This is a genomic window from Streptomyces spiralis, assembly GCF_014654675.1.
GTDB lineage: Bacteria > Actinomycetota > Actinomycetes > Streptomycetales > Streptomycetaceae > Streptomyces > Streptomyces spiralis.
This window is the reverse complement of sequence record NZ_BNBC01000042.1, coordinates 55410-76762: the sequence shown is the minus strand read 5'-3', so window position 1 is coordinate 76762 and position 21353 is coordinate 55410. Positions and strand designations below refer to the sequence as shown.

At 74.5% G+C, this 21353-nt stretch carries 19 protein-coding genes; 12 read left to right on the top strand and 7 right to left on the bottom strand.

Annotation, left to right across the window (positions count from 1 at the left end):
• Positions 1–20 precede the first annotated feature (20 nt).
• From IE318_RS44615 to IE318_RS33345, 4 genes are all read left to right on the top strand, one after another.
• A complete protein-coding gene (locus IE318_RS44615) occupies positions 21–506 on the top strand; it encodes a hypothetical protein (RefSeq protein WP_194717506.1) in 486 nt (161 codons plus the stop codon).
• A gap of 473 nt (positions 507–979) precedes the next feature.
• On the top strand, positions 980–1957 hold the full coding sequence (locus tag IE318_RS33355) for an aromatase/cyclase (protein WP_189906374.1): 978 nt from the start codon (positions 980–982) through the stop codon (positions 1955–1957).
• Between the two features lie 305 nt (positions 1958–2262).
• Positions 2263–4074 carry an acyl-CoA dehydrogenase family protein gene (locus IE318_RS33350; RefSeq protein WP_189906372.1) on the top strand — a complete coding sequence of 604 codons (1812 nt, stop codon included), beginning with the start codon at positions 2263–2265 and terminating at the stop codon, positions 4072–4074.
• Positions 4075–4195: 121 nt separating this feature from the next.
• The gene (locus IE318_RS33345) at positions 4196–5158 is read left to right on the top strand and encodes a 4'-phosphopantetheinyl transferase family protein (RefSeq protein ID WP_229903912.1); all 963 of its coding nucleotides are present in this window, start codon (positions 4196–4198) and stop codon (positions 5156–5158) included.
• A gap of 98 nt (positions 5159–5256) precedes the next feature.
• Here the strand turns inward: IE318_RS33345 and IE318_RS33340 are convergent, their stop codons facing one another.
• Entirely contained in the window at positions 5257–5724 is a 468-nt protein-coding gene (locus IE318_RS33340; protein ID WP_051845128.1) for a nuclear transport factor 2 family protein, read from the bottom strand.
• A 165-nt stretch (positions 5725–5889) separates the two neighbouring features.
• On the opposite strand from IE318_RS33340, the gene IE318_RS33335 reads away from it, so the two are divergent.
• The 8 genes from IE318_RS33335 (at position 5890) to IE318_RS33300 (ending at position 14003) form a co-directional block, all read left to right on the top strand.
• Entirely contained in the window at positions 5890–7377 is a 1488-nt protein-coding gene (locus IE318_RS33335; protein ID WP_189906370.1) for an FAD-dependent monooxygenase, read from the top strand.
• Positions 7378–7438: 61 nt separating this feature from the next.
• Positions 7439–8134 carry an antibiotic biosynthesis monooxygenase family protein gene (locus tag IE318_RS33330; RefSeq protein WP_189906369.1) on the top strand — a complete coding sequence of 232 codons (696 nt, stop codon included), beginning with the start codon at positions 7439–7441 and terminating at the stop codon, positions 8132–8134.
• 166 nt (positions 8135–8300) lie between these two features.
• Complete coding sequence (locus tag IE318_RS33325; protein ID WP_030184109.1) at positions 8301–8630, top strand: TcmI family type II polyketide cyclase; 330 nt, start codon at positions 8301–8303, stop codon at positions 8628–8630.
• A 107-nt stretch (positions 8631–8737) separates the two neighbouring features.
• A complete protein-coding gene (locus IE318_RS33320; protein ID WP_189906367.1) occupies positions 8738–9013 on the top strand; it encodes a phosphopantetheine-binding protein in 276 nt (91 codons plus the stop codon).
• Positions 9014–9025: 12 nt separating this feature from the next.
• Positions 9026–9811, top strand: coding sequence for a 3-oxoacyl-ACP reductase FabG (gene fabG / locus IE318_RS33315; RefSeq protein ID WP_189906365.1), 786 nt, complete (start codon positions 9026–9028; stop codon positions 9809–9811).
• A gap of 88 nt (positions 9812–9899) precedes the next feature.
• A complete protein-coding gene (locus tag IE318_RS33310; protein WP_189906363.1) occupies positions 9900–10844 on the top strand; it encodes an aromatase/cyclase in 945 nt (314 codons plus the stop codon).
• Position 10845: 1 nt separating this feature from the next.
• On the top strand, positions 10846–12348 hold the full coding sequence (locus tag IE318_RS33305; RefSeq protein ID WP_189906361.1) for an FAD-dependent oxidoreductase: 1503 nt from the start codon (positions 10846–10848) through the stop codon (positions 12346–12348).
• Between the two features lie 149 nt (positions 12349–12497).
• The gene (locus IE318_RS33300; protein WP_189906389.1) at positions 12498–14003 is read left to right on the top strand and encodes an FAD-dependent monooxygenase; all 1506 of its coding nucleotides are present in this window, start codon (positions 12498–12500) and stop codon (positions 14001–14003) included.
• Positions 14004–14094: 91 nt separating this feature from the next.
• On the opposite strand, the gene IE318_RS33295 is transcribed toward IE318_RS33300, so the two are convergent.
• The 6 genes from IE318_RS33295 to IE318_RS33270 all read right to left on the bottom strand — a co-directional run bounded on the left by IE318_RS33295 (position 14095) and on the right by IE318_RS33270 (position 21108).
• Positions 14095–14496 carry a GNAT family N-acetyltransferase gene (locus IE318_RS33295; RefSeq protein WP_189906359.1) on the bottom strand — a complete coding sequence of 134 codons (402 nt, stop codon included), beginning with the start codon at positions 14494–14496 and terminating at the stop codon, positions 14095–14097.
• Positions 14480–15769 (bottom strand): adenylosuccinate lyase, encoded by a 1290-nt coding sequence (purB, locus tag IE318_RS33290; protein ID WP_189906358.1) that lies wholly within the window; start codon positions 15767–15769, stop codon positions 14480–14482. The genes IE318_RS33295 and purB overlap by 17 nt, the downstream gene beginning before the upstream one ends.
• A 69-nt stretch (positions 15770–15838) precedes the next feature.
• The gene (locus IE318_RS33285) at positions 15839–17377 is read right to left on the bottom strand and encodes a glutamine synthetase family protein (protein WP_189906357.1); all 1539 of its coding nucleotides are present in this window, start codon (positions 17375–17377) and stop codon (positions 15839–15841) included.
• Positions 17378–17403: 26 nt separating this feature from the next.
• A complete protein-coding gene (locus IE318_RS33280; protein ID WP_189906356.1) occupies positions 17404–18795 on the bottom strand; it encodes an amidase in 1392 nt (463 codons plus the stop codon).
• Between the two features lie 10 nt (positions 18796–18805).
• Positions 18806–20782, bottom strand: coding sequence for a hypothetical protein (locus IE318_RS33275; RefSeq protein WP_189906355.1), 1977 nt, complete (start codon positions 20780–20782; stop codon positions 18806–18808).
• On the bottom strand, positions 20779–21108 hold the full coding sequence (locus tag IE318_RS33270) for a 4Fe-4S dicluster domain-containing protein (protein WP_086723334.1): 330 nt from the start codon (positions 21106–21108) through the stop codon (positions 20779–20781). The genes IE318_RS33275 and IE318_RS33270 overlap by 4 nt, the downstream gene beginning before the upstream one ends.
• Positions 21109–21353 lie beyond the last annotated feature (245 nt).

The following is a 21353-nucleotide window of genomic DNA, read 5'->3' as shown; positions in this document are numbered from 1 at the left end:
CCGCCCCGCTCGGGAACCGCATGACGTTCCCTCGAGCCCCGCTCGAGGCACACGCCCGACACCCGGCACCCGGCGCCCGCCCCGAGGCGACCCGCCCCGCCGTCCGCGCCCGAGCCGTCCGCGCCCGTGACCCGACGACCCGTCACACCGGCCCCGGCGGCCCGCGCGGCGCCGCGCCCCTCACGGCCTGGTCCTGGACACCGACGAGCAGCGCGCCCGCGCCGGCCACGCGCCCGGGCCGGCACCTGCCCGCCGTACGCCCGCGTGGCCGGGTCCGGGAGCCGCCGGAGTGTCTGCCGGCCGCGCCCGGTGGCCGCGGCCTCATCGACCGACCGGGAGCTGCCAGGGGGCTGCACGGCGGGCGGCGGCCGGCCGGGCATGGTGTCGGGGCTGCCCGGGCCGGAGCGGCCACCGGGGCGCTCACGGTCCGCGCCGCGGCCGGCGGTGACGCAGGAGGGAACCGCCGGGTCCTGGCCGGCGCCGAGAACGCCCGCAGGGCCCGTTGAGCGCGAACTGCCGCCCACCGCCATCGAGGCGCACGCCCCTCGCCCCGACCGCCCGCACCGGGACCGGCGGGGAACGCGGGCGCGCCATGACGTACCAGGCACACGCACCTGGCCGGCCGGCGCGACTCCCGCGCCCCTTCTCCTCTCCTCTCCTCTCTTCTTCTCTTCTTCTCGTATGCGGCCCGTCGGAGCGGCCCGCTGCGCATGCGCCCGCAGCCCGCACCTCTGCGGAGCCGGTACGGCGTCGTGGCCGTGGCGTGGCCGGGTCCGGGTCGAGGCGGCCTCGAGCGTGGGCGCCCGGGGGCCGGGACCGACGCGGCGTGCCGCCGACTCGAGCGGCGGTCAAGGAGCGGGCGAGCCGTTCTCCACCGGATCAGGACACCGTCCATAACGAGCCTGTACGGGCCGGCCGGCCACGGCGTCCCGTGGCCGTCCGCCCGGCCTTCCACGTCCGAGACGAGAGGGGTGTGTGGATGTACCTCGCGCCTGTGCACCGTATGGCCCAGCACGCGGTCGTTGACGCCCCGGCCGGTGTGCTCTACGGCCTGATCGCCGACGCGTTGCGCTGGCCCGTCTTCCTGCCGCCCACCGTCCACGTCGAACAGCTGGAGTTCGACGGCGCGTCGGAACGGCTGCGGATGTGGGTCACCGCCAACGGCGAGATCAGGTCCTGGACCACGCGGCGCGTCCTGGACCCCGTGGCGCACCGCGTCGACTTCCGCCAGGAGGTGCTGCCCCGGCCGGTGACCTCCATGGGCGGCAGCTGGACCGTCGAGCCGCGCGGCCCGGAGCGGTCGCTGGTCACCCTGCGCAACGACTTCGCCGTCGCCGACAACGCGCGCGCCGACGTCGACTGGGTCAAGCGGGCCACCACCGCCAACAGCCGTGCCGCGCTGGACAACCTCAGGCAGCTCGCCGAGCGCTGGCGCCGCCTGGACGACCTCGTGCTGTCCTTCGAGGACTGCGTCCACGTCGACGCGCCCGCCGAGCCGGTCTACGACTTCCTGCACCGGTTCGGCGACCGGGCCGACGCGGTGCCCGGCGCCACCGGCATCGACATCACCGAGCACATGCCCGGGGTGCAGCTGATGACCGTGGAGCTGGCCGGCGCCGACGGGACGGCACGGACGACGGAGTCGGTACGGATCGGCTTCCCGCACGCCGGACGCATCGTCTACAAGGACATCCGGGACACCGAACAGCCCGCGCTGCTGGCCGCGCACACGGGGGAGTGGTCGGTCGAACCCGACCCCTGGGGCGCGGGCGTCACCGTCGTCGCCCGGCACCACGCGGTCCTCGACGAGGACGGCGTCCGCCGGCTGTACGGCGACGGCGCGGACGCGGTACGCCTCGCGCGGCAGGCGCTGCGCGCACGGCTCGCCGCGGACAGCGGCCGCGCGCTGCGGCTGGTCAGGGAGCACGCCGAGGGCGCCCTGGCCCGCGGAGTCTGACCCACGCCGCCGGCCGGCCCACGCCGCCGGCCGGCCCACCCGGGCACCGGGCCCACCCGGGCACCGGGCCCACCCGGGCACCGGGCCCACCCGGCCCCCGGGCCCACCCCGGCCACCGGGCCCCCCTGGCCCTGGCCCCTTGGCCTCCCGGCCCCCGGGCCACCCGGCCCACCCCGGCCACCTGGCCGACCGGGCCACGCGGTCCACCGGGCCGCCCGGTGGGCCGGGCCCCGGGTCCGTGCGTGCACATCGCGCCGAACGACCCCGTCCGCCTGGCCGGACGGGCTTGATGCTGGAGGTCCCCCGTGAAAGACAGCCTGGCCGCGGGCGCCGACACGTCCGCGGCCGCGGGACGGCCCGCCGCCCCGCCCACCCGGCGGGTGCCCGGCGACGCGCGCCTGCGGGCCCAGTACCTCGAGGACCTGCTCGGCGATCCCTTCGCCGCCGGCAACCCGCACGGCCAGCAGGCGCTGCTCGCCGCCGACGAGCGGCGCGAGGCACCGGCCGCCACCGAGGAACTCCTCGACCGCTTCGGCCTCGCCGCCGAGTTCGTGCCAAGAGCCCTGGGCGGCCGCCTCACCGGTGTCGAAGGGCTCGCCCAGGTGCTGCGGCCGGTGTTCCGGCGGGACGTGGCGCTCGGCTTCGGCGCGGGGATGACCGCCCTGTTCGCCGCGTCCGTGGTGTGGACCGCGGGCGACGAGCGCCAGCGCCGGGACCTGGCGCGGCGGCTGCTCGACGGCGGCCGGATCACCATCCTGCACCGCGAGTTCGCGCACGCCAACGCGATCCTGCGCGGCGAGTACACCGCACGCCCCGCACCCGGCGGCTTCACGGTGGAGGGCCGCAAGGAGGTCGTCATCAACGCCGACCGCGCCGACGCCTTCGTCGCCTACGTGCGCACCGCGCCCGGCGACGGCCCCGACAGCCACTCCGTGTTCCTGCTCGAGACCGACCGGCTCCCCGCGCCCGCCGTGCACCGGCTGCCGCGCGCCCGCACCCACGGCATGCGCGGCGCCCACTACGCCGGACTGGAACTTCAGCGCTGCCCCGTGCCCGCCGGCGCCCTGATCGGCAGGCTTGGCGAGGGGGTGTCGCTGTCCCTGCGCACCTTCCAGGTCAGCCGGGCCCTGGTGTCCGGCGGCGCCCTGGTCGGCGGCATGGACAGCGCGCTGCGCTACGCCGTGCGGGCCGCCGGCGAGTCCCGCCGGGGCCTGGTGCCGCGCGGCCGCCGCGGCCGGGTCCTGGCCGGGGTCTTCGCCGACCTGCTCGCCTGCGACGCTCTCGCCGTCGCCGGGCTGCGGCTGCTCGACCTGGCCCCCCAGCACGCTCTCATCCCGTCCGCCGCCGTCAAGTACGCCGTGTCCGCCCTGCTCCACGAGGACCTCGACGAACTCGCCGCGGTGCTCGGCGCCCGCGGCTACGACCGCGGCCCCGCCTACGGCGGCTTCCAAAAGCTCGTGCGCGACCTGCCGGTGGCCGGGCTCGGGCACGCCGGCACCGCCGACACCCAGGCCGTGCTCGTCCCCCACCTGCGCACCCTCGCCCACGCCGGCTGGCGCGGCGAGGCCGGACACGAAGCCCCATCCGCGCTGTTCACCCCCGGCGCCCCGAGCACCGCGCTCGACTTCCGGCGCCTGGACGCCGAGCCCCGCGACCCGCACAGCGGCTGCGACGGGCTGCTCGCCGCGCTGCTCGGCGCCGCCGCCCGGCTCGAGGGCAAACGCACCCGCGGCCCCCGATGGGCGGCACTGGCCGCCCTCGCCCGCGCCTTCGCCGGCGAGGTGCACAGCCTCGCCGAACGGTGCGCCACGCTCTTTTCCCGCCCCGACACCGGGACGCTCGCCCCGGCCGCGTACGTCCTCGTCGACCGCTACTGCCTGCTGCTGGCCGCCGCGTCCTGCCTCGCCGTCTGCGAGAACGCCGACCCCGGCGCCGCGGAAGGAGACCTGCTCGCCGGACCCGACTGGGCACTGCTCGCCCTGACCCGCTTCGGCCGCCGCCTCGGCCTGGAGGTCCCCGACCTGCCGGACGGCACCACGCAGGACCTCGCGGCCGCACTGGCCGACCGCTACCGCCGCGGACGGAGCTTCGACCTGTACGGGATGCGACTCGCCTGAACCCCACACCCCGCACCCCCACCCCGCACCCCCACCCCGCACCCGGGCCCGGGCCGGGCCCCGGCAAAACGGTTCTGCGCCGCGGCGGGCGGCCGGACGACGACACAAGGAGGCGAACGCCGTGCACCACAGTGAGCCCGCGGCCGCGCCGAAGGACGGCGGCCGCGTCACCGACGACATCCGCGCCCGCGACGTGGCCGCTGTCCTGGACACCCTGCACCGCCTGAGCGCCCTCGGCGTCATCGCCACCGCGCACGGCTCCGCCGTCGCACCGCCCGTGCACATCCCGCGCCCGGACAGCTCCTGGCTGCGGATCCGGGAGAACCTCCTGGACCGCGGGGCCACCGTGGCGTACGCGACCTGGACCGAGTGGCTGCCCGCGGTGCTCACCACGCCGCGCCTCAAACCCCTGCTCGGCCGCGACTGGAACCGCTACGCCGCCACCCGGGACCCCGCGGTGCGCAGCCGGTTCGCCGCGTCCCGGCTGCTCATCAAGTACACGGCGGCCGCCGCGCTCGGCATCGAAGCGCAGGACATCGACATCGCCTACCGGCTCGGCGGCCGCCCCTACCTGCGCGGCCTCGACCAGGTCGAGGTGGGCCTGACACACACCGGTGAGCTGATGGCCGTCGGGATCAGCCGGATGGGCCGGATCGGCCTGGACGCCGAACGCGCGGACCGGCGTTTCGACCTCGGCCTGATGCGCCGGCAGATGTGCACGCCGGCCGAGGCCGCGGAGCTGGCGGCGCTGGCGGAGGAGGAGCAGGCGGCCTGCGTGCTGCGGCTGTGGACGCTGAAGGAGGCGTACACCAAGGCGCTCGGCCAGGGCATGCGGCTGCCCTTCACCGAGTTCGGGTTCGGCCTCGCCCTCGGCGGGCTGCGCACCCCCGACGGCGCCGCGGCCCAGGGCGAGGAGTGGGCGTTCGCCAGCCATCCGGTGCTCGGCCGCTACCTGATCAGCGCGGCCTGCCACGACGCCGGGCTCGACCCGGCCGGGGACACCTCGGTCGGCACCATGCTGGACCGGCGGCTGCTCACGGCCATGACCCCGCCCGGCGACCAGGGCCCGGCCGTGGACATCTGAGCGGCCCGGCCGGGGACGCCCGAGCGGCCCGGCCGCGGACATCCGAGCGGCCCGGCCGGGGACGCCCGAGCACCGCGCGGTCGGTCCCGCGCCGCGAGTCAGTCCCGCTGCGGGGGCTCGCCCTCGGTGAACAGCACCCGGAACGACAGCTCGCCCAGCCGCCACCCGGCCGCGGTCCTGCGGGCCTCGCCGGAGGCGAGCGTGCCCGCGCGGAAGAGCGGCGGCCGGTCGCCGCCGGGATGGTGGACGTGCGTGGTCAGCACGTTGGCGCGGAACACGGCCCGGTCGCCGCGGATGCTCACCACCGCCGGGGAGCCCAGATGCTGGGTGGCCGCGAACGCCGCGAGCGAGGCGCGGTGCCACTCGGCCAGGCCGGCGCGCCCCTGGTGGCGGCTCATCGGGAAGGTGACGACCGCGTCCTCGGTGAACAGGCTGCGGGCCCAGGCCTCGTCGGGCTCCTCGTCGTCGAGCGTGACCAGATAGCGGCCCAGGAGTTCCGCGACCTGGGCGGCGTCGGCGAAATCGGCGGCCGGGGCCGAAGCGCCGGGCAGAAGACTGGAAGTCACCGCCCGAGCATGGCGCCGGGCGCGGCCGCCGTACCAGATCCCTGCCAGAGATCTGACATTCCCGGCCAAGTTCTGTAGCGGCTTGTAAAAAGCCTGTACCGCATTCGCTTTACCGTTTCTCCGTGGCCCGGCAATACTCGTCAAACATCAGTCGGGAGAGGGCGGATGAACAGCATTGACGCGGACGTGATCATAGTAGGAGCAGGTCCCACCGGACTCATGCTCGCGGGCGAGTTGAGTCTCAATGGAGTCTCCGTCCTGGTCGTCGACCGGCTTGCCGAGCCCATCAGTCAATCCCGTGCCCTCGGCTTTTCCGCGCGCACGATCGAGGAATTCGCGCAGCGCGGGCTCATTTCCCGGCTCGGCGATGTCGATGTCATTCCGTTCGGTCATTTCGGTGGTGTGCCGCTCGACTACCGTGTCCTTCCGGGCGGTTCCTACGGTGCCCGCGGCATCCCCCAGTCCCTCACCGAGGCCATGCTGGCCGGCTGGGTCGCCGAGCGCGGCGTCGAGGTGCGCCGCGGCATCGAGGTCACCGGCGTCGAGCAGGACGAGGAGGGGGCAGGCGTCCGCATCGCCGGCCCCGAGGGCACGGCAATGCTCCGCGGCCGCTACGTCGTGGGCTGCGACGGGGCCCGCAGCGTGGTCCGCACCAGCGCCCGGATCGACTTCCCCGGCACCGAGCCCACCGTCGAGCTGCGTTTCGCCGACATCGCGGGCGTGAGGCTGCGGCCGCGGTTCAGCGGCGAGCCGGTGCCCGGCGGCATGGTCATGGTGCTGCCGCTCGGCCCGGACCGCAGCCGCGTCATCTACTACGACCGTGCACGGCCGCTGCGCACCGGAGCGGGCCCGATCACCTTCGAGGAGGTCGCCGAGGCGTTCGGGCGGCTGTCCGGCGAGGGCATCAGCGCCGCCACCCCGCTGTGGGTATCCTCCACCACCGACGTCAGCCGGCAGGCCGCCCAGTACCGCAAGGGCCGCATCCTCCTCGCCGGCGACGCCGCCCACATCCACCTGCCCATCGGCGCCCAGGGCATGAGCGCCGGCATCCAGGACGCCGTCAACCTCGGCTGGAAACTCGCCCTGGACATCAAGGGCCGGGCCCCCAAGGGGCTGCTCGACACCTACCACAGCGAGCGCCACCCGGTCGGCGCCCGCATCCTGGCCAACACCCTCGCCCAGCGCACCCTCTACCTCGGCGGGGACGAGGCCGACCCGCTGCGCCAGGTGTTCGGCGAACTGGTGCGGCACGAGGACGTGCAGCGCCACCTGGTCGGCATGGTCACCGGGCTCGACATCCGCCACGACGTCGGCTGCGACCGTCACCCGCTGCTCGGCCGCCGCCTTCCCGACCAGCAGATCACCCGCGACGGCGTCAAACAGAGCGTCTACACCCTCCTCCACGCCGGGCGCGGGCTGCTGCTGGACCTGACCGGCGACGCCGGGCTGCGCGCCGCGGCCCGGGGGTGGTCCGACCTGATCGACACCGTCACCGTGCAGGGCCTCGAGGGCGAGGGGGGCCTGGGCGCCGTCCTGGTGCGCCCCGACGGCTACGTCGCCTGGGCCGGCGCCGCCGGCGAGGGGCCCGCCGCCGGCGTCACCGGCATGCCGCTGACCGACGCACTCGCCCGCTGGTTCGGCCCCGCCCGCTGACCGGGGCCCACCCGCCTGTTTGGGACCGTAACGCACCTCCTTGAACGGAAGCGAAGGAACCATGCCGATCATCTCCACCCAGGACAACTACCTGACCGTCCTCAACCTGTTCACCACCGACACCCCCGAGCACCAGGCACAGTTGCTCACCGAGATGGGCAAGATCGTCGACGCGGCGGCCTACGAGGGATGGATCTCCTCCACCGTGCACGCCGGGCAGGACAGCCCCGGCACCGCCAACCTGATCCAGTGGCGCAGCGGCGAGGACCTTCAGAAGCGGTACGCCGGTGAGGAGTTCAAGCACCGCACGCTGCCCGTCTTCCGGGAGATCACCACGGCCATCCGGCTGCTGCAGAACGAGATCGTCTTCACCCAGACCCACCCCCGGCTCGGCGGCCGCATCGAGGTCTCACCGGACCGTGACGACTACACCGCCATCGAGGTGTACCGGGTCGGCGAGGCCGACCAGGCCGAGCTGATCAAGCTCCTGGGCGAGGGCCAGGACTGGCTGGTGAACGTCCCCGGCTACCGCTCGCACAGCGTCTTCAGGGGCCTGCGCGCGATGTTCGTCGAGGGTGCCTTCGCCGTCGTCTACTCCCAGTGGGACAGCAAGGACAGCTACGAGGCCTTCCGCGACCTGCCGCACGAGCGCAAGCCCAGGCCCCGGCGCACCAACGACGAGCGCATCACCGAGCTGACCGTCGAGCGCGACGCGAACACCTACCGCGTGGTGCACACACGCGCCGCCGGCCACTAGCCCCGCACCCCCGCACCCCGCACCCGCACCCCCACCCCGCACCCGGCACCCGGCGCCCTGACCGGCGCCCGGCGCAGGGCGGCCCGTGCGGCGTCCGGCGTCCCCGCCGGCGGTGCGCCAACCCGCCCCGAGCCACGCACCGGATCTCCTCAAGGAGCGAAAACCTATGCACAGCACGCTGATCGTGGCCCGTATGGCGCCCGGTTCGGGCGCGGACGTCGCCAGGCTGTTCGCCGATTTCGACGCCACGGACATGCCGCACCGGATGGGCACCCGGCGACGCCAGCTGTTCGCCTTCAACGGCCTGTACTTCCACCTGCAGGACTTCGACGAGGACAACGGCGGCGAGCTGATCCAGGGCGCCAAGGACGACCCGCGCTTCGTGCGGATCAGCGACGACCTCAAACCGTTCATCGCACCGTACGACCCGGCGACCTGGCGCTCCCCGGCCGACGCCATGGCACAGCGCTTCTACCGGTGGGAGGCGACCGCCTGAGCGGGCGGCGCACCGCAGCCGCCGGCACGCCGGGCGCCCGTGCCCGCGCGACCACGAGAACCGATCGGCTGGGGCCGCAAGGCCCCGAGATTGCGAAGGAAGTACCCATGCCCAGCATCCAGTTCACCCTCGACGACCTCAGGCGGATCCTTCTCGAGGCCGCGGGCGCCGACGAGAACGTCGACCTCGCCGGCGACATCCTGGACACCACCTTCGAGGTGCTCGGCTACGAGTCCATCGCCCTGCTGGAGACCGGCGGCCGCATCGAACGCGAGTACGGCATCGTCCTGGACGACGACGACCTCGCCGACGACATCACCCCGCGCGACCTGATCGACGCCGTCAACGCCCAGCTGTCCCCGGCCGGGGCCCGCGCCGCCTGAGAGGAGCACCCCATGTCCGACACCACGCGCAGGGTCGCCCTCGTCACCGGCGCGACCAGCGGGATCGGCCTGGAGGTCGCCCGCCTGCTGGCGGTCCAGGGCCACCGGGTCTTCATCGGCGCACGCGACGCCGACAACGTCGCCCTGACCGCCAAGGCGCTGCGCGAGGAGGGCCTGGACGTCGACGGCCGCCGGCTCGACGTGTGCGACGCCGCGTCCGTCAAGGAGTTCGTGCGCAGCGCCGTCGCCGCCTTCGGCACCGTCGACGTGCTCGTCAACAACGCCGGGCGCTCCGGCGGCGGCCCCACCGCGGAGATCACCGACGAGCTGTGGGACGACGTCATCGACACCAACCTCAACAGCGTCTTCAGGATGACCCGCGAGGTCCTCACCACCGGCGGCATGCGCGCCAAGGACCGCGGCCGGATCATCAACATCGCCTCCACCGCGGGCAAGCAGGGCGTCGTCCTGGGCGCCCCCTACTCGGCCTCCAAGCACGGCGTCGTCGGCTTCACCAAGGCCCTGGGCAACGAGCTGGCCCCCACCGGCATCACCGTCAACGCCGTCTGCCCGGGCTACGTCGAGACACCCATGGCCCAGCGGGTGCGGCAGGGCTACGCCGACGCCTACGGCACGAGCGAGGCGGAGATCCTCAAGAAGTTCCAGGCCAAGATCCCGCTCGGCCGTTACTCCACGCCCCAGGAGGTCGCGGGCCTGGTCGGCTACCTCGCCTCCGACACCGCCGCCTCCATCACCTCCCAGGCCCTCAACGTCTGCGGCGGCCTCGGCAACTTCTAGCGCAGCCGGCCGCGCAGGCCCCCTCCCCGCGCGGCCGCTGTGCCACGTCCGCGCAGTCAGCCAGCATCCCCTAGGAGAAGACGTCGCCATGACGACTCGTGAGGTCGAGCACGAGACCACCATCCATGCACCGGCCGCCGCCGTCTACCGCCTCCTGGCCGAGGTGGCCAACTGGCCGCGGATCTTCCCGCCCACCATCTACGCCGACCGGGAGGAGTGCGGCGCCGGCCAGGAACGCATCCGTATCTGGGCCACCGCCAACGGCGAGCCCAAGACGTGGACCTCGCGCCGCACCCTGGATGCCGAGGCCCTGCGCATCACCTTCCGGCAGGAGGTGACGGCGCCGCCGGTCGCCGCCATGGGCGGCACCTGGATCGTCGAACCCATGACCGGGGACACCTCACGCGTGCGGCTCCTGCACGACTACCGGGCCGTCGACGACGACCCGCACGACCTGCTGTGGATCGAGCGGGCCGTGGACGAAAACAGCACCGCCGAACTCGCCGCCCTCAAGGAGAACGTCGAACGCGACCACGCCGCACAGGCACAGGAGCTGACCTTCTCCTTCACCGACACCGTGACGATCGACGGCTCGGCCAAGGACGCCTTCGACTTCGTCAACGAGGCCGGGCTGTGGCCCGAGCGGCTGCCGCACGTGGCCCGCGTCCGCTTCACCGAGGACACCCCGGGCCTGCAGGAACTTCAGATGGACACCCGCGCCAAGGACGGCTCCACGCACACCACCAAGTCCTACCGGGTCGCCATCGGCCACCACCGCATCGCCTACAAGCAGGTCACGCTGCCGGCACTGATGACCCTGCACACCGGCGTGTGGACCTTTAAGGACACCGACGACGGAGCAGCCGTGGCCAGCTCCCAGCACACCGTCACCCTCAACACCGACAACATCGCCAGGATCCTCGGCCCCGAGGCCACCGTCGCCGACGCCCGCGCCTATGTGCACGGCGCGCTCAGCACCAACAGCCTGGCCACCCTCGGCCACGCCAAGGACCACGCGGAGCGGATGCGCTGACATGGCCGGCGCGCACACCCACGGCCCCACGCCGCAGGCCGGGCCCGCCGAAACGGTCGACACCCAGGTGATCGTCGTCGGCGCGGGCCCGGCCGGCCTGCTCCTGGCCGGGGAACTGGCCCTGCGCGGCATCCAGGTGACCCTCCTCGAGCGGCGCCACGGCCCGGACACCGCCTCCCGCGCCTCCACCCTGCACGCCCGCACCATGGAGGTGCTGGACAGCCGCGGCCTGCTCGCCGACCTGGGCAGCCCGCCGTGCGAGGTGCGCGGCCACTTCGGCGGCATCCCCCTGGACCTGACGCTGCCCACCCCCTACCCCGGGCAGTGGAAGGTCGCGCAGACCAGGACCGAGTCCGTCCTGGAGGAGTGGGCGCTCGGCCTCGGCGCCGACCTCAGATGCGGCCACACCCTGCACACGGTCGATGACCGCGGCTCGCACGTCGAGGCCGCCGCCACCGGCCGCCGCGGCGGCCGCCTCACGCTGCGCGCCGCCTACCTCGTCGCCTGCGACGGCCAGGACTCCACCGTGCGCCGCCTGATGGGCGCCGCCTTCCCCGGCACCCCGGCCGCCCGTGAACTGCTGCGCGCCGACGTCGACGGCATCGACATCCCCACCCGGCGCTTCGAGAGGCTCCCGGGCGGCTTCGCCGTCGCCGCCCGCAACCCGGCCGGCATCACCCGGGTCATGGTCCACGAGTTCGGCGCCGAGGTCCGCCAGCACGCCGGCAACCCGCACTTCGAGGAGATCGCCGCCGCCTGGAAACGCGTCACCGGCGAGGACATCACCGGCGGCACCCCGCTGTGGGTCAACCACTTCGACGACGAGAACCGGCTCCTGGCCCGCTACCGGCACGGCCGGATCCTGTTCGCCGGAGACGCCGCCCACCGCCAGATGCCCATCGGCGGCCAGGCCCTCAACCTCGCCCTCCAGGACGCCCACAACCTCGGCTTCAAACTCGCCGCCGCCGTCGACGGCACCGCACCCGCAGGGCTCCTGGACAGCTACGACAGCGAACGCCGCGCCGTGGGCGCCGCCGTCCTGGCCAACATCCGCGCCCAGGCCCTGCTGCTCCTGGGCGGCCCCGAGGTGGAGCCGCTGCGCACGGTGCTCGCCGAACTCATCGCCTACGACGACGTACGCACCCGCCTCGCCGCAATGATCAGCGGACTCGACATCCGCTACGACGTCGGCGGCCCCGAACACCCGCTGGGCGGCGCCCGCCTGCCCCACCTCGGGCTCCGCGTCGCAGACATCGTCTGCACCACGGCCGACCTGCTGCGCTCCGGACGCGGGCTGCTCCTGGGACTGGGCGGCCCGCCGCCGCCCCTCCACGCGCACCTGGCCGACCGCATCGACTCGGTCACCGCCCACCCGGTGCACGCCTCGCCGCTCGCGGGCACGCCCGCCGTCCTGGTCCGGCCCGACGGCCACGTCGTCTGGACGGGCGGAGGAGACGGCGAGGGCCTGGCCCGCGCGGTCGCACGGTGGTTCGGCTCCCCCTGAGACACACGGGGATCCCCAAGATCCACAGGATCCCGCTCACGACCCCGCCCGCGCACCGGCGCAGCCCGCCGCCTTGGCCACCCCCCGCCCGCACGAGCACGGACCACCGTTGACTAAAGAGGGATGACACGACCATGCAGGACACCAGGATGGACGCCGACGTCATCGTCGTGGGCGCGGGCCCGACCGGACTGATGCTCGCGGGCGAACTCCGCCTCGGCGGGGCCGAGGTGATCGTGCTCGACAAGCTGGTCGAGCCCACCGGCCAGTCCCGCGGCCTGGGCTTCACCGCCCGCGCCATGGAGGTCTTCGACCAGCGCGGGCTGCTGCCCCGCTTCGGGCAGGGCGAGAGCCTCGAGGTCAGCGACGTCGGCCACTTCGGCGGCGTCCAGTTCGACTTCACCGCCCTTGAGGGCGCCCACTTCGGCGCCCGCGGCATCCCGCAGAGCCAGACCGAGGCGGTCCTCGCCGACTGGGCCGCCGGCCGCGGCGCCGACATCCGCCGCGGCCACGAGGTCCTCGACCTGGCCGACGGCTTCCTGGACGGCGACCACGTCGAGGTCACCGCCCGCACCCCGCACGGCGTGCGGCGGCTGCGCGCCCGCTACCTGGTCGGCTGCGACGGCGGCAAGAGCACCGTGCGCAAGCTCGCCGGCATCGACTTCCCCGGCACCGAGGCGACCCGCGCCATGTTCCTCGCCGACGTCACCGGCCTCGACCTCAGGCCCCGCTACCTCGGCGAGGCCCTCCCCAACGGCATGGTGATGGCCGCCCCGCTGAAGGAGGGCGTGCACCGCATCATCGTCTGCCCGCACGGCGCCGCCGCCCGCGGCGCCGACGACACCGTCACCTTCGAGGAGGTCGCGAAGGCCTGGGAGCACATCACCGGCGAGGACATCAGCGGCGGCGGCGCCCAGTGGGTCAGCTTCTTCAGCGACGCCACCCGCCAGGCCGCCCACTACCGGCGCGGCCGCATCCTGCTCGCCGGGGACGCCGCCCACATCCACCTGCCCGCCGGCGGCCAGGGTCTGAGCACCGGCGTGCAGGACGCCGCCAACCTCGGCTTCAAACTCGCCGCCGTCGCCACCGGCCGCGCCGGCCAGGACCTCCTGGACACCTACCACGCCGAACGCCACCCGGTGGGCCGCCGCCTGCTGATGAACACCCGCGCCCAGGGCATGGTCTTCCTCGGCGGTACCCCGGCCGAGCCGCTGCGCCGGATCCTGACCGAACTCACCGGCTACGACACCGTCCGCCGCCACCTCGCGGGCATCGTCTCCCACCTCGACATCCGCTACGACGTCACCGACGACACCGGTCAGGTGGCCCACCCGCTGCTCGGGCGCCGCCTGGGCAAGCTCCCGCTGAGCGGACCCGACGGCCACACGGACACGTTCCCTCTGCTGCACGCCGGCCGCGGCGTCCTGCTCGACCTCGCCGGCGACACCCGCCTGCGCGAGGCCGCCGCCGGCTGGGCCGGCCGCGTCGACGTGGTGACGGCCACCCCCGCCACGGCCGACGCCGGCGCCGTCTTCGCCGGCGCCCAGGCGGTACTGGTCCGCCCCGACGGCCACGTCGCATGGACCCACACCGGCGGCACCGACGGCCTGGGCACCGCCCTGACCCGCTGGTTCGGCACACCCCTCCAGGGCTGACCGGCCCGCGGCCGAAGGCGGGGGACGCAGCGGACGAGGGGCGCTACCCGGGTCTCCGGGCGGCGCCCCTCGTGTGCGTGGCAAGCCGCTGTCAGTTGAGCACCCAGGCCGATCCGTGGCGGGTGAACCCGATGTGCGGGTAGTAGTCGACGGCCGCGGGCGCGGACAGCAGCACGAGCTTGGCCTGCGGTGCCTCGCCGCGCGCGGCGTCGATCAGGGCACGGCCGATGCCGGAGCGCTGACGGTCCTTGACGACGGCGATGTCCGAGACGTAGGTGACGTAGGAGAAGTCGGAGACGGCGCGCACGATGCCCAGGAGCGTGCCCTCGTCGTCGCGGGCGACCAGCACGAGGTTGGCGTTGTTCACCATGGCCGCGAACCGCTCCCGGTCCTTGACGGGGCGCCGCTCGCCCAGGCCCGAGGCGTGGTAGACGCCGAGGACCTCGTCCAGGTCGAGCGCCGCCCCCGCCACGCGGTCAATCTTCCAGCTCATGCAGCTTCTCCAATCGGGTGCGGATCACATCATGATGGGCGAGATGGCGCTCGGGGCCGAGCCCGGCCGCCAGGTCGATGCCCTCCTTGGCCAGGGACGCCCCGAAGTGCTCGCCCGTCGCCAGGGTGTGGTTCGCCGCGGCCTGCACGCTGCGGTAGGCGCGTTCGCGTTCCATGCCCGCGCCCAGGAGTTCGGCGAGGACCGAGGAACTGTGCACCAGGCCGTCGGTGGCGTCGATGTGGGCGCGCATCCGGTCGGCGTCGACGGTGAGCGAGGCCACCAGCTCGGCGGCCTTGGTCACCTGGAAGTGGCCGACGCAGAGACTGTCCGGGAGGATGACCCGCTCCACGCTCTGGTGGGCGAGGTCGCGTTCGTGCCACAGCGCCACGTTCTCCAGTGCCGTGTCGGCGTAGCCGCGCAGCAGGCGGGCGAGCCCGCACAGCCGCTCGCTGGTGGTGGGGTTGCGTTTGTGCGGCATGGCGCTGGAGCCCTGGTAGGCGCCGGTACGCCGCTCCTCGACCTCGCGGACCTCGGTGCGCTGCAACAGCCGCAGCTCCAGGGCGATCTGTTCCACGCAGGCGCCCAGGGTGGCCACGGCCTGCAGGAGCTGGGCGTGCCGGTCCCGGGCGACGACCTGGCTGGGCGCGGGCTCGACGCCCAGGCCGAGGGCGGTGCACACGTGCTCCTCCACGCGCGGGTCGATCAGCGCGTAGGTGCCCACGGAGCCGGAGACGGTGCCCACGGCGACGGCCTCGCGGGCGGCGGCGAGCCGGCCAAGCGAGCGGTCCACGGCGAAGGCGTGCCCGGCGAGTTTGTGCCCGAAGGTGGTGGGTTCGGCGTGCACGCCGTGGGTGCGGCCCACCATCGCGGTGTCCCAGTGCTCCAGGGCCCTGTCGGTCAGCACCCGGCGCAGGTGCCGGGCGGCGCCGGTGAGCAGGTCGGTGGCGCGGGCCAGGGTGTGGCCCAGCGCGGTGTCGACGAGGTCGTAGCTGGTCATGCCGAGGTGCACCCAGCGCGCGGAGGAGTCGGGGATGTCCTCGCAGTAGGCGGCGAGGAAGGAGAGCACCTCGTGGTCGCGTTCCCGTTCGATCTCGGCGACCCGCTCCGGGTCGGGGACGCGGGCGCGGCGCATGTCCTCGACCGCCTCGTGCGGTACGCGGCCGAGGGCGGCCTGCGCCTCGGAGGCGAGGATCTCCACCCGCACCCAGGTGGCGTAGCGGGATCGGTCGTCAAAGAGGCCGGCCATCTCGGGCAGCGTGTAACGGGCAATCATGCGGGGCCTTCCTCTTCGCAGGGACCGGCAGGGGACGGGCTCTCGGCGGGGAAATCGCTGCGGCGCAGGTCAGTAGGCGCCGAAGTACTCACGCTGCTCCCACTCGGTGACCTGCCCCGCGGCGGGCGCCATCTGGCCGCACCAGGCCTCGTAGCGGCGCAGTTCGCTCTCCTTGAGCTTGGTGAGGCAGGCGGCCAGCGGCTCGCCGAGCAGCTGGGCGGCGCGGCCGGCGCGGAAGGCGTCGAGGGCCTCGCGCAGCTGCTGCGGCACCAGAGCAACACCGCCGGCCCCCGCGGTGGTGTCAGGGTCTGCGGTGCTGCCGGCCTCCGCGGGGTCTGCGGGGGTGGCCTGGCCGGTCATGCCCTCAAGTCCCGCGAACAGTTGCGCGGCGATGTTCAGGTAGGGGTTGGCGCACGGCTCGCCGATCCGGTTCTCGATGTGGGCGCCGGCGCCGTGGCCGACGACGCGGAGCATCGCGCTGCGGTCCTCCTGGCTCCAGCCGAGCCGGGTGGGCGCGAGGGTGTGCCGGGCGTCGAGCCGCCGGTAGCCGTTGACGGTGGGCACCGAGAGCAGGAACAGCTCGCGTGCGAAGGACAGCAGCCCCTCGGCGTAGGCCTTGCCCTGCGGGGACAGGCCACCGAAGGGGCCCTCGGTGCCGAACAGGTTGCCGCCCGAGGCGAGGTCGGTGACCGACTGGTTCAGGTGCCAGCCGCTGGGGTCGGCGGCGTCGATGAGCGGCTGCGACATGAAGGAGGCGTGGTGGCCGCGGCGGGCGCACCAGCTCTTGGTGACCGTGCGGAAGAGCAGCATCGCGTCGGCGGTGTCCAGCGCGGACATCGGGTGGAACGTCGTCTCTACCTGCCCGGGCCCGGACTCGTGCTCCATCGACCGCAGCGGCAGGCCCAGGGCGAGCAGGTGCAGGGCCAGCGGGTCGGTCAGGGGGGCGACGGTGTCGTAGTGGGCGTCGAGGTTGAACTGGTAGCCGGCGTTCAGGGCGGCCACGCGCGGCGCCCGGCCCTGCAGGCCGAAGCCGTTGCCGGTGTTGCCGGGCGCGTCGTCGAGCCGCCGGGTGAGGTACCACTCGACCTCCAGGCCGAGGACGGGGGCCAGGCCCTGCCCGGTGTACCGGTCGATGACGCGGCGCAGCACGGCCCGCGAGGACAGCGGGTGTGGGCTGCCGTCGCGCAGGTACTCGTCGCCGATCACCCAGGCGGTGCGGGCGGCGCCGCCGGGCAGCACCTGGAAGGTGAGCGGGTCGGGGACGAGGATGAAGTTCCCGGCGCCGGCGATCTCGTCGACGCCGATGCCGTGCTCGCCGAGGAAGTCGACGGCGACGGCGTGCCCGGTGTCGAAGACGAACGGCCCGGGGCTGAAGTTCATGCCGTTGCGCAGCACGGTACGGAACGCCTCGGCGGTGAGGGTCTTGGAGCGGGCCAGTCCGTGCGGGTCGCCGAAGACGAGACGGACGAAGTCGAGACCGGCGAGGCTCGCCTCGATCCGCCGGGCGGCGTCGGTACGGGCGTCGTCCCACAGCCCGTGATCGGCCACGAACGAGGGCCGCCCGACGCTGCCCTCCGCGGCCGGCGAGGACCATGACCTGGCGTACATGAAAACGTCCTTTCCACGGGTGGGGGTCACCGGGCGGCGGCGGGCTCCAGGGCCCGTACGGCGGGCGGATGCACCGGTGTGCCCAGGTCCGCCTCCAGGCGCCCGGCGAGCGAGAGGACCAGGTCGTCCGCGCCGACGGGCCCGACCAGCTGCAGGCCGGCCGGCAGCCCGGAGCGGGTCAGTCCGGCGGGCAGCGACAGGGCCGGCTGGCCGGTCATGTTGAAGGGGTAGGAGGCGGGCGCCCAGGCCAGCCACCGCAGGTCCCGCGGGTCGGCCGCCCAGGCCGGGCCGATGGCGCCGGCGGCGAACGGCTCGACGGGCACGGTGGCCATGGCCAGGACGTCGTAGCGGTCCATGACGGTGCGCAAGGTGGTGCGCAGGCCCTGGCGGACCTCCTCGGCACGGATCACGTCGGCGCCGCTGAGGGTGCGGCCGTGCCGGATCACCTCCAGGCGGCCGGGATCGGCCCACTCGTCGTCCTCGGGCCGGGCCCCGGCCGCCTCGGAGGCGGCCAGGAGGTCGACGAGCGCGGGGTAGAGGTGGGTGCAGCGCACCTCGACGTCCTCGACCAGGTGGCCCTGCCCGAGCAGGGCCAGACGGGCCTGCTCGGTGACCTCGCGGACCTCCTCGCAGGTGCCGTCGTACTCGATCCAGCCGATCCTGAGCACCCCCTCGCCACGGGGCGCGTCGAGGGAGCCGAGGGCGGAGTCGGGGTCGGCCGGGTGCGGGCCCGCCATGACCTGCCCGAGCAGCGCGGCGTCGGCGACGGTGCGGGCCAGGGGGCCCTGGTGGGCGAGCCGGTCGGCGCTGTTGGGAACATACGGGATGCGGCCCAGGGACGGCTTGTAGCCGACGACGCCGCAGAACGCCGCCGGGATCCGGATCGATCCCGAGCCGTCGGTGCCCAGCGCGCCGTCGCACAGGCCCATGGCCACCGCGGCGGCGGCGCCGCCGCTGGAGCCGCCCGCGCTCAGGCGCGGGTCGTAGGGGTTGCGGGTGGGCGGGGCGACGCGGCTGACCGTCGAGGCGCTCCAGCCGTACTCGGAGGTGGCGGTCTTGCCGACGACGACCGCCCCGGCGGCACGCAGCCGGGCCACGGCGGGGGCGTCCTTTCGGGGCCGGTCGTTGGGCAGCAGCGAGCCGCGGCCGGTGGGCAGGTCGCGGGTCTGCAGCAAATCCTTCACGCAGACGGTGACGCCCAGCAGCGGCATGGCCTGCCAGGCGTCGGCGCCCCGTTCGCGGATGTGCGCATCGGCGCGTTCCGCCGCGCGCAGCGCCTCCTCGCCCGCGACGGCGACGTAGGCGTCGAGGGTGTCCCGCTCGCGGACAGCCCTCAGGACGGCACGGGTGTGCTCGACGGCGGACAGCTCGCCCTGCCGCAGGAGTTCCCTGGTGTGGCTGATGCCGCGGGCGGTCATCGCTCTCCCTTCAGGACGCTTTGGGGACCTGGCCGCCCGGGGAGGCCGCAGCCGCCGGCCCCCGGCCCGTGACGGCCTTCCAGTGCCAGCCGGAGTCGAACGCGGTGACCTCCAGTGCCATCCCGGCGGCGACGAGTCGGGCGGCGAGCGAGGTGGCCTGGGCGATGAACGCCGACACCTGGTGCGCGGCGAGCAGGTCCTGCTCGTCGAACGGGTCACCGGCGCAGCGCAGCAGCCTGAGGTCCATGAAGCCCTCGAAGCGGCGCCCGTCGACCTCCACGGCGTGCGGGGAACGGATCGAGAACCGCACGTTGTTGTTGACGTGCCCGTGGTGGTGCTGGTCGGAGAAGAACGCGATGTCCGGGATGACGGGCGGCACGAAGTGGTCGCGGGCCGTCACCTCGGGCACGCGCGGCAGGTTGCCGGCCACGAAATGCCAGGAGTTGTACTGCATGCGCGAGGACATCGCCCAGGCCGCGTCGGCCAGCGCGGCCGTAGAGCCGCCGAAGTGGACGGCGGCCTGGGGCCGGGGCACCACGCAGCAGAAGAAGCGGGTGATGTCCCAGTCGCAGATCTCCGCCCAGCTCTCCCCGCGCAGCGCCCGTACCAGGTCGGGCAGCGACCGCATGCCGCGGCTCATCGCGAAGTCGGCGCCGAAGGCGTCCGCGGCCGCGGCCACGCTCTCGTACACCAGCGACTCCAGGCCGGTGCCGAAGCCGCCGTGCGGTTCGGCGAGCCAGCCGGGCGCGGCGGCCAGGCTCTCGCCCAGCTCGGCGAGCGTACGGCCGGCCAGCGGCAGCCCGGCGCGCAGACGCTCGGTGACGGCGTCCTGACGGGCGCGGGCGGCGGCACCGGGCGCGGCGGCCACCCGCTCCACCTTGTGCATCAGCGCACCGTGGATCTCCCGGTACAGCTGGGCGTGGGCGCCCACCGACCGGCGGCGCTCGCGCAGTGCGCCGGCGAGCCGGTCCAGGTCGGCCACCCGGTGCGAGGCGGCGGCGGGCACCGGCTCGGCGCCGGGTACGGCGTTGTAGAGGCGGCGCACCCGCTCCAGCGTGTCGGCGACGTGGTCGACGGTCAGCTGGGTGCCGTTGGCCTCCTCGATGCGGCCGAAACCGGCCGAGCGGATGAGCAGCGTGAGGCAGACCAGCAGCTGGATGTCCTGGTCGGACCACAGCTGAAGCGGCAGGCCGATGAGCGCGCTGAGGGCGCAGTCGGGGTGGCCGGGCCAGAGGGTCTTGCCGGTCAGGGTGTTGCGGCCCCGGAAGTTCGTGTACTGCGTGTCCTCCTGGTAGAGGACGAACGGGGCGGTGCGCAGGGCCGCCTCCCGGGCCTGGACGAGCAGGGCGTCGCGGCCTGCGGCGCCCTGCGCGGCGAGCCAGGCGCGGCAGTCGGCGGCACGGGCGGCGCCGCGCTTGTGGGCGCGCCCGAGTTCGTCCTGGTAGGCGGCGAGGGCGGCACGGCTCCAGGGCACGCGGCGCACCCCGCCGACCAGGTCACGGGGGTCGAGGGGGCGGGCGCCGGGGGTGCGCACGGCGATGCGGCCGCCGGCCGTCAGGCCGATCTCGCCGAGGAAGACGGGGGGTTCACCGCCGTCGGGGGCCGCCTTGGCGGCCGCCGCCGTCCGCGTCGCGGCCGCGCCGCCCGCGGTGGTGTCGGCGGTGTCGTCCGCATCCCGCCAGCTCAGGCCGCACAGCGCGGTCAGGGCGGCCTGCTCCACGGAGTTCAGGGCGCGCAGCTGGATGCCGGCGGGGACGTGTCCGTCCAGGGTGAGCAGGACCTGAAGACTCGCCCGCAGGTCCCCGGCCTCGGCCGCGCGCCGCCACACGCGCTTGAGCAGCCCGGAAAACCCGGCGTCGGCTTCACGGACGCGGTCCGGTTTGGCCGTGCTTCCGGCGGGCAGGCCGAGCCGGCTGGGACGGCGGCTGATCCGCTTCCTGGCGTTGGCGGCGCGGCGGGACTCGGGGCGCCCTGCGGGGTCCTTCATGCCGCACTCTCGGCGGTGAGCTCGATGTGGTTCCACATCGCGTCGTCGGTCGGGGTCCAGTCCTCGTCCACGTAGATGCAGTCGACCGGGCACTCCAGCACGCAGGCGGGGCAGCCCGAGCACAGCTCGGGGACGATCACCACGTCCAGGCCCCGGTCGAAGACGGCACCGAACTCCGCCGGACAGCCTCGCAGGCAGCTGTCGCAGGTGATGCACTCGGACGGCTCGATACGGCGCGGGGGCTTCTTCCAGTTGCCGGCGCGGGAGCGTCGGGCGATGCGATCGGCGCGCTCCGACAGCGCGGCAGACGAGGCAAGCTTCTTCACAGGATCGGCCCCCTCCGGGACTCTTCTCGGCCACGGCCAAGACGGACGGTCCCGATCGTCACCGGGCCCTCTCGACTGCCCCCGGAGCGCGGGTGGGAACCGGCTGGAGTCCCGCCGCGCCCGCTCGAGCCGGCTGCGAGCGCGGCCCGTCCACGGCACCGGAGCGTGGGTGTGCCAGGCGCGCACCCGGCCCTTCACGGCCGGGGTGCGCGCCGACCTGCCCGCCCGCGGGCCGGCCGCTCGGG

Excerpts from the sequence above, each read along its gene's own strand:
- IE318_RS33325 (WP_030184109.1), top strand. The coding sequence starts at position 8,301 with ATGCACAGCACGCTGATCGTGGCCCGTATGGCGCCCGGTTCGGGCGCG.
- IE318_RS33280 (WP_189906356.1), bottom strand. The coding sequence starts at position 18,795 with ATGACCGCCCGCGGCATCAGCCACACCAGGGAACTCCTGCGGCAGGGC.
- purB (WP_189906358.1), bottom strand. The coding sequence starts at position 15,769 with ATGATTGCCCGTTACACGCTGCCCGAGATGGCCGGCCTCTTTGACGAC.
- IE318_RS33275 (WP_189906355.1), bottom strand. The coding sequence starts at position 20,782 with ATGAAGGACCCCGCAGGGCGCCCCGAGTCCCGCCGCGCCGCCAACGCC.
- IE318_RS33310 (WP_189906363.1), top strand. The coding sequence starts at position 9,900 with ATGACGACTCGTGAGGTCGAGCACGAGACCACCATCCATGCACCGGCC.
- IE318_RS33330 (WP_189906369.1), top strand. The coding sequence starts at position 7,439 with ATGCCGATCATCTCCACCCAGGACAACTACCTGACCGTCCTCAACCTG.
- IE318_RS33355 (WP_189906374.1), top strand. The coding sequence starts at position 980 with ATGTACCTCGCGCCTGTGCACCGTATGGCCCAGCACGCGGTCGTTGAC.
- IE318_RS44615 (WP_194717506.1), top strand. The coding sequence starts at position 21 with ATGACGTTCCCTCGAGCCCCGCTCGAGGCACACGCCCGACACCCGGCA.
- IE318_RS33300 (WP_189906389.1), top strand. The coding sequence starts at position 12,498 with ATGGACGCCGACGTCATCGTCGTGGGCGCGGGCCCGACCGGACTGATG.
- IE318_RS33335 (WP_189906370.1), top strand. The coding sequence starts at position 5,890 with ATGAACAGCATTGACGCGGACGTGATCATAGTAGGAGCAGGTCCCACC.
- fabG (WP_189906365.1), top strand. The coding sequence starts at position 9,026 with ATGTCCGACACCACGCGCAGGGTCGCCCTCGTCACCGGCGCGACCAGC.
- IE318_RS33295 (WP_189906359.1), bottom strand. The coding sequence starts at position 14,496 with ATGAGCTGGAAGATTGACCGCGTGGCGGGGGCGGCGCTCGACCTGGAC.
- IE318_RS33320 (WP_189906367.1), top strand. The coding sequence starts at position 8,738 with ATGCCCAGCATCCAGTTCACCCTCGACGACCTCAGGCGGATCCTTCTC.
- IE318_RS33305 (WP_189906361.1), top strand. The coding sequence starts at position 10,846 with ATGGCCGGCGCGCACACCCACGGCCCCACGCCGCAGGCCGGGCCCGCC.
- IE318_RS33285 (WP_189906357.1), bottom strand. The coding sequence starts at position 17,377 with ATGTACGCCAGGTCATGGTCCTCGCCGGCCGCGGAGGGCAGCGTCGGG.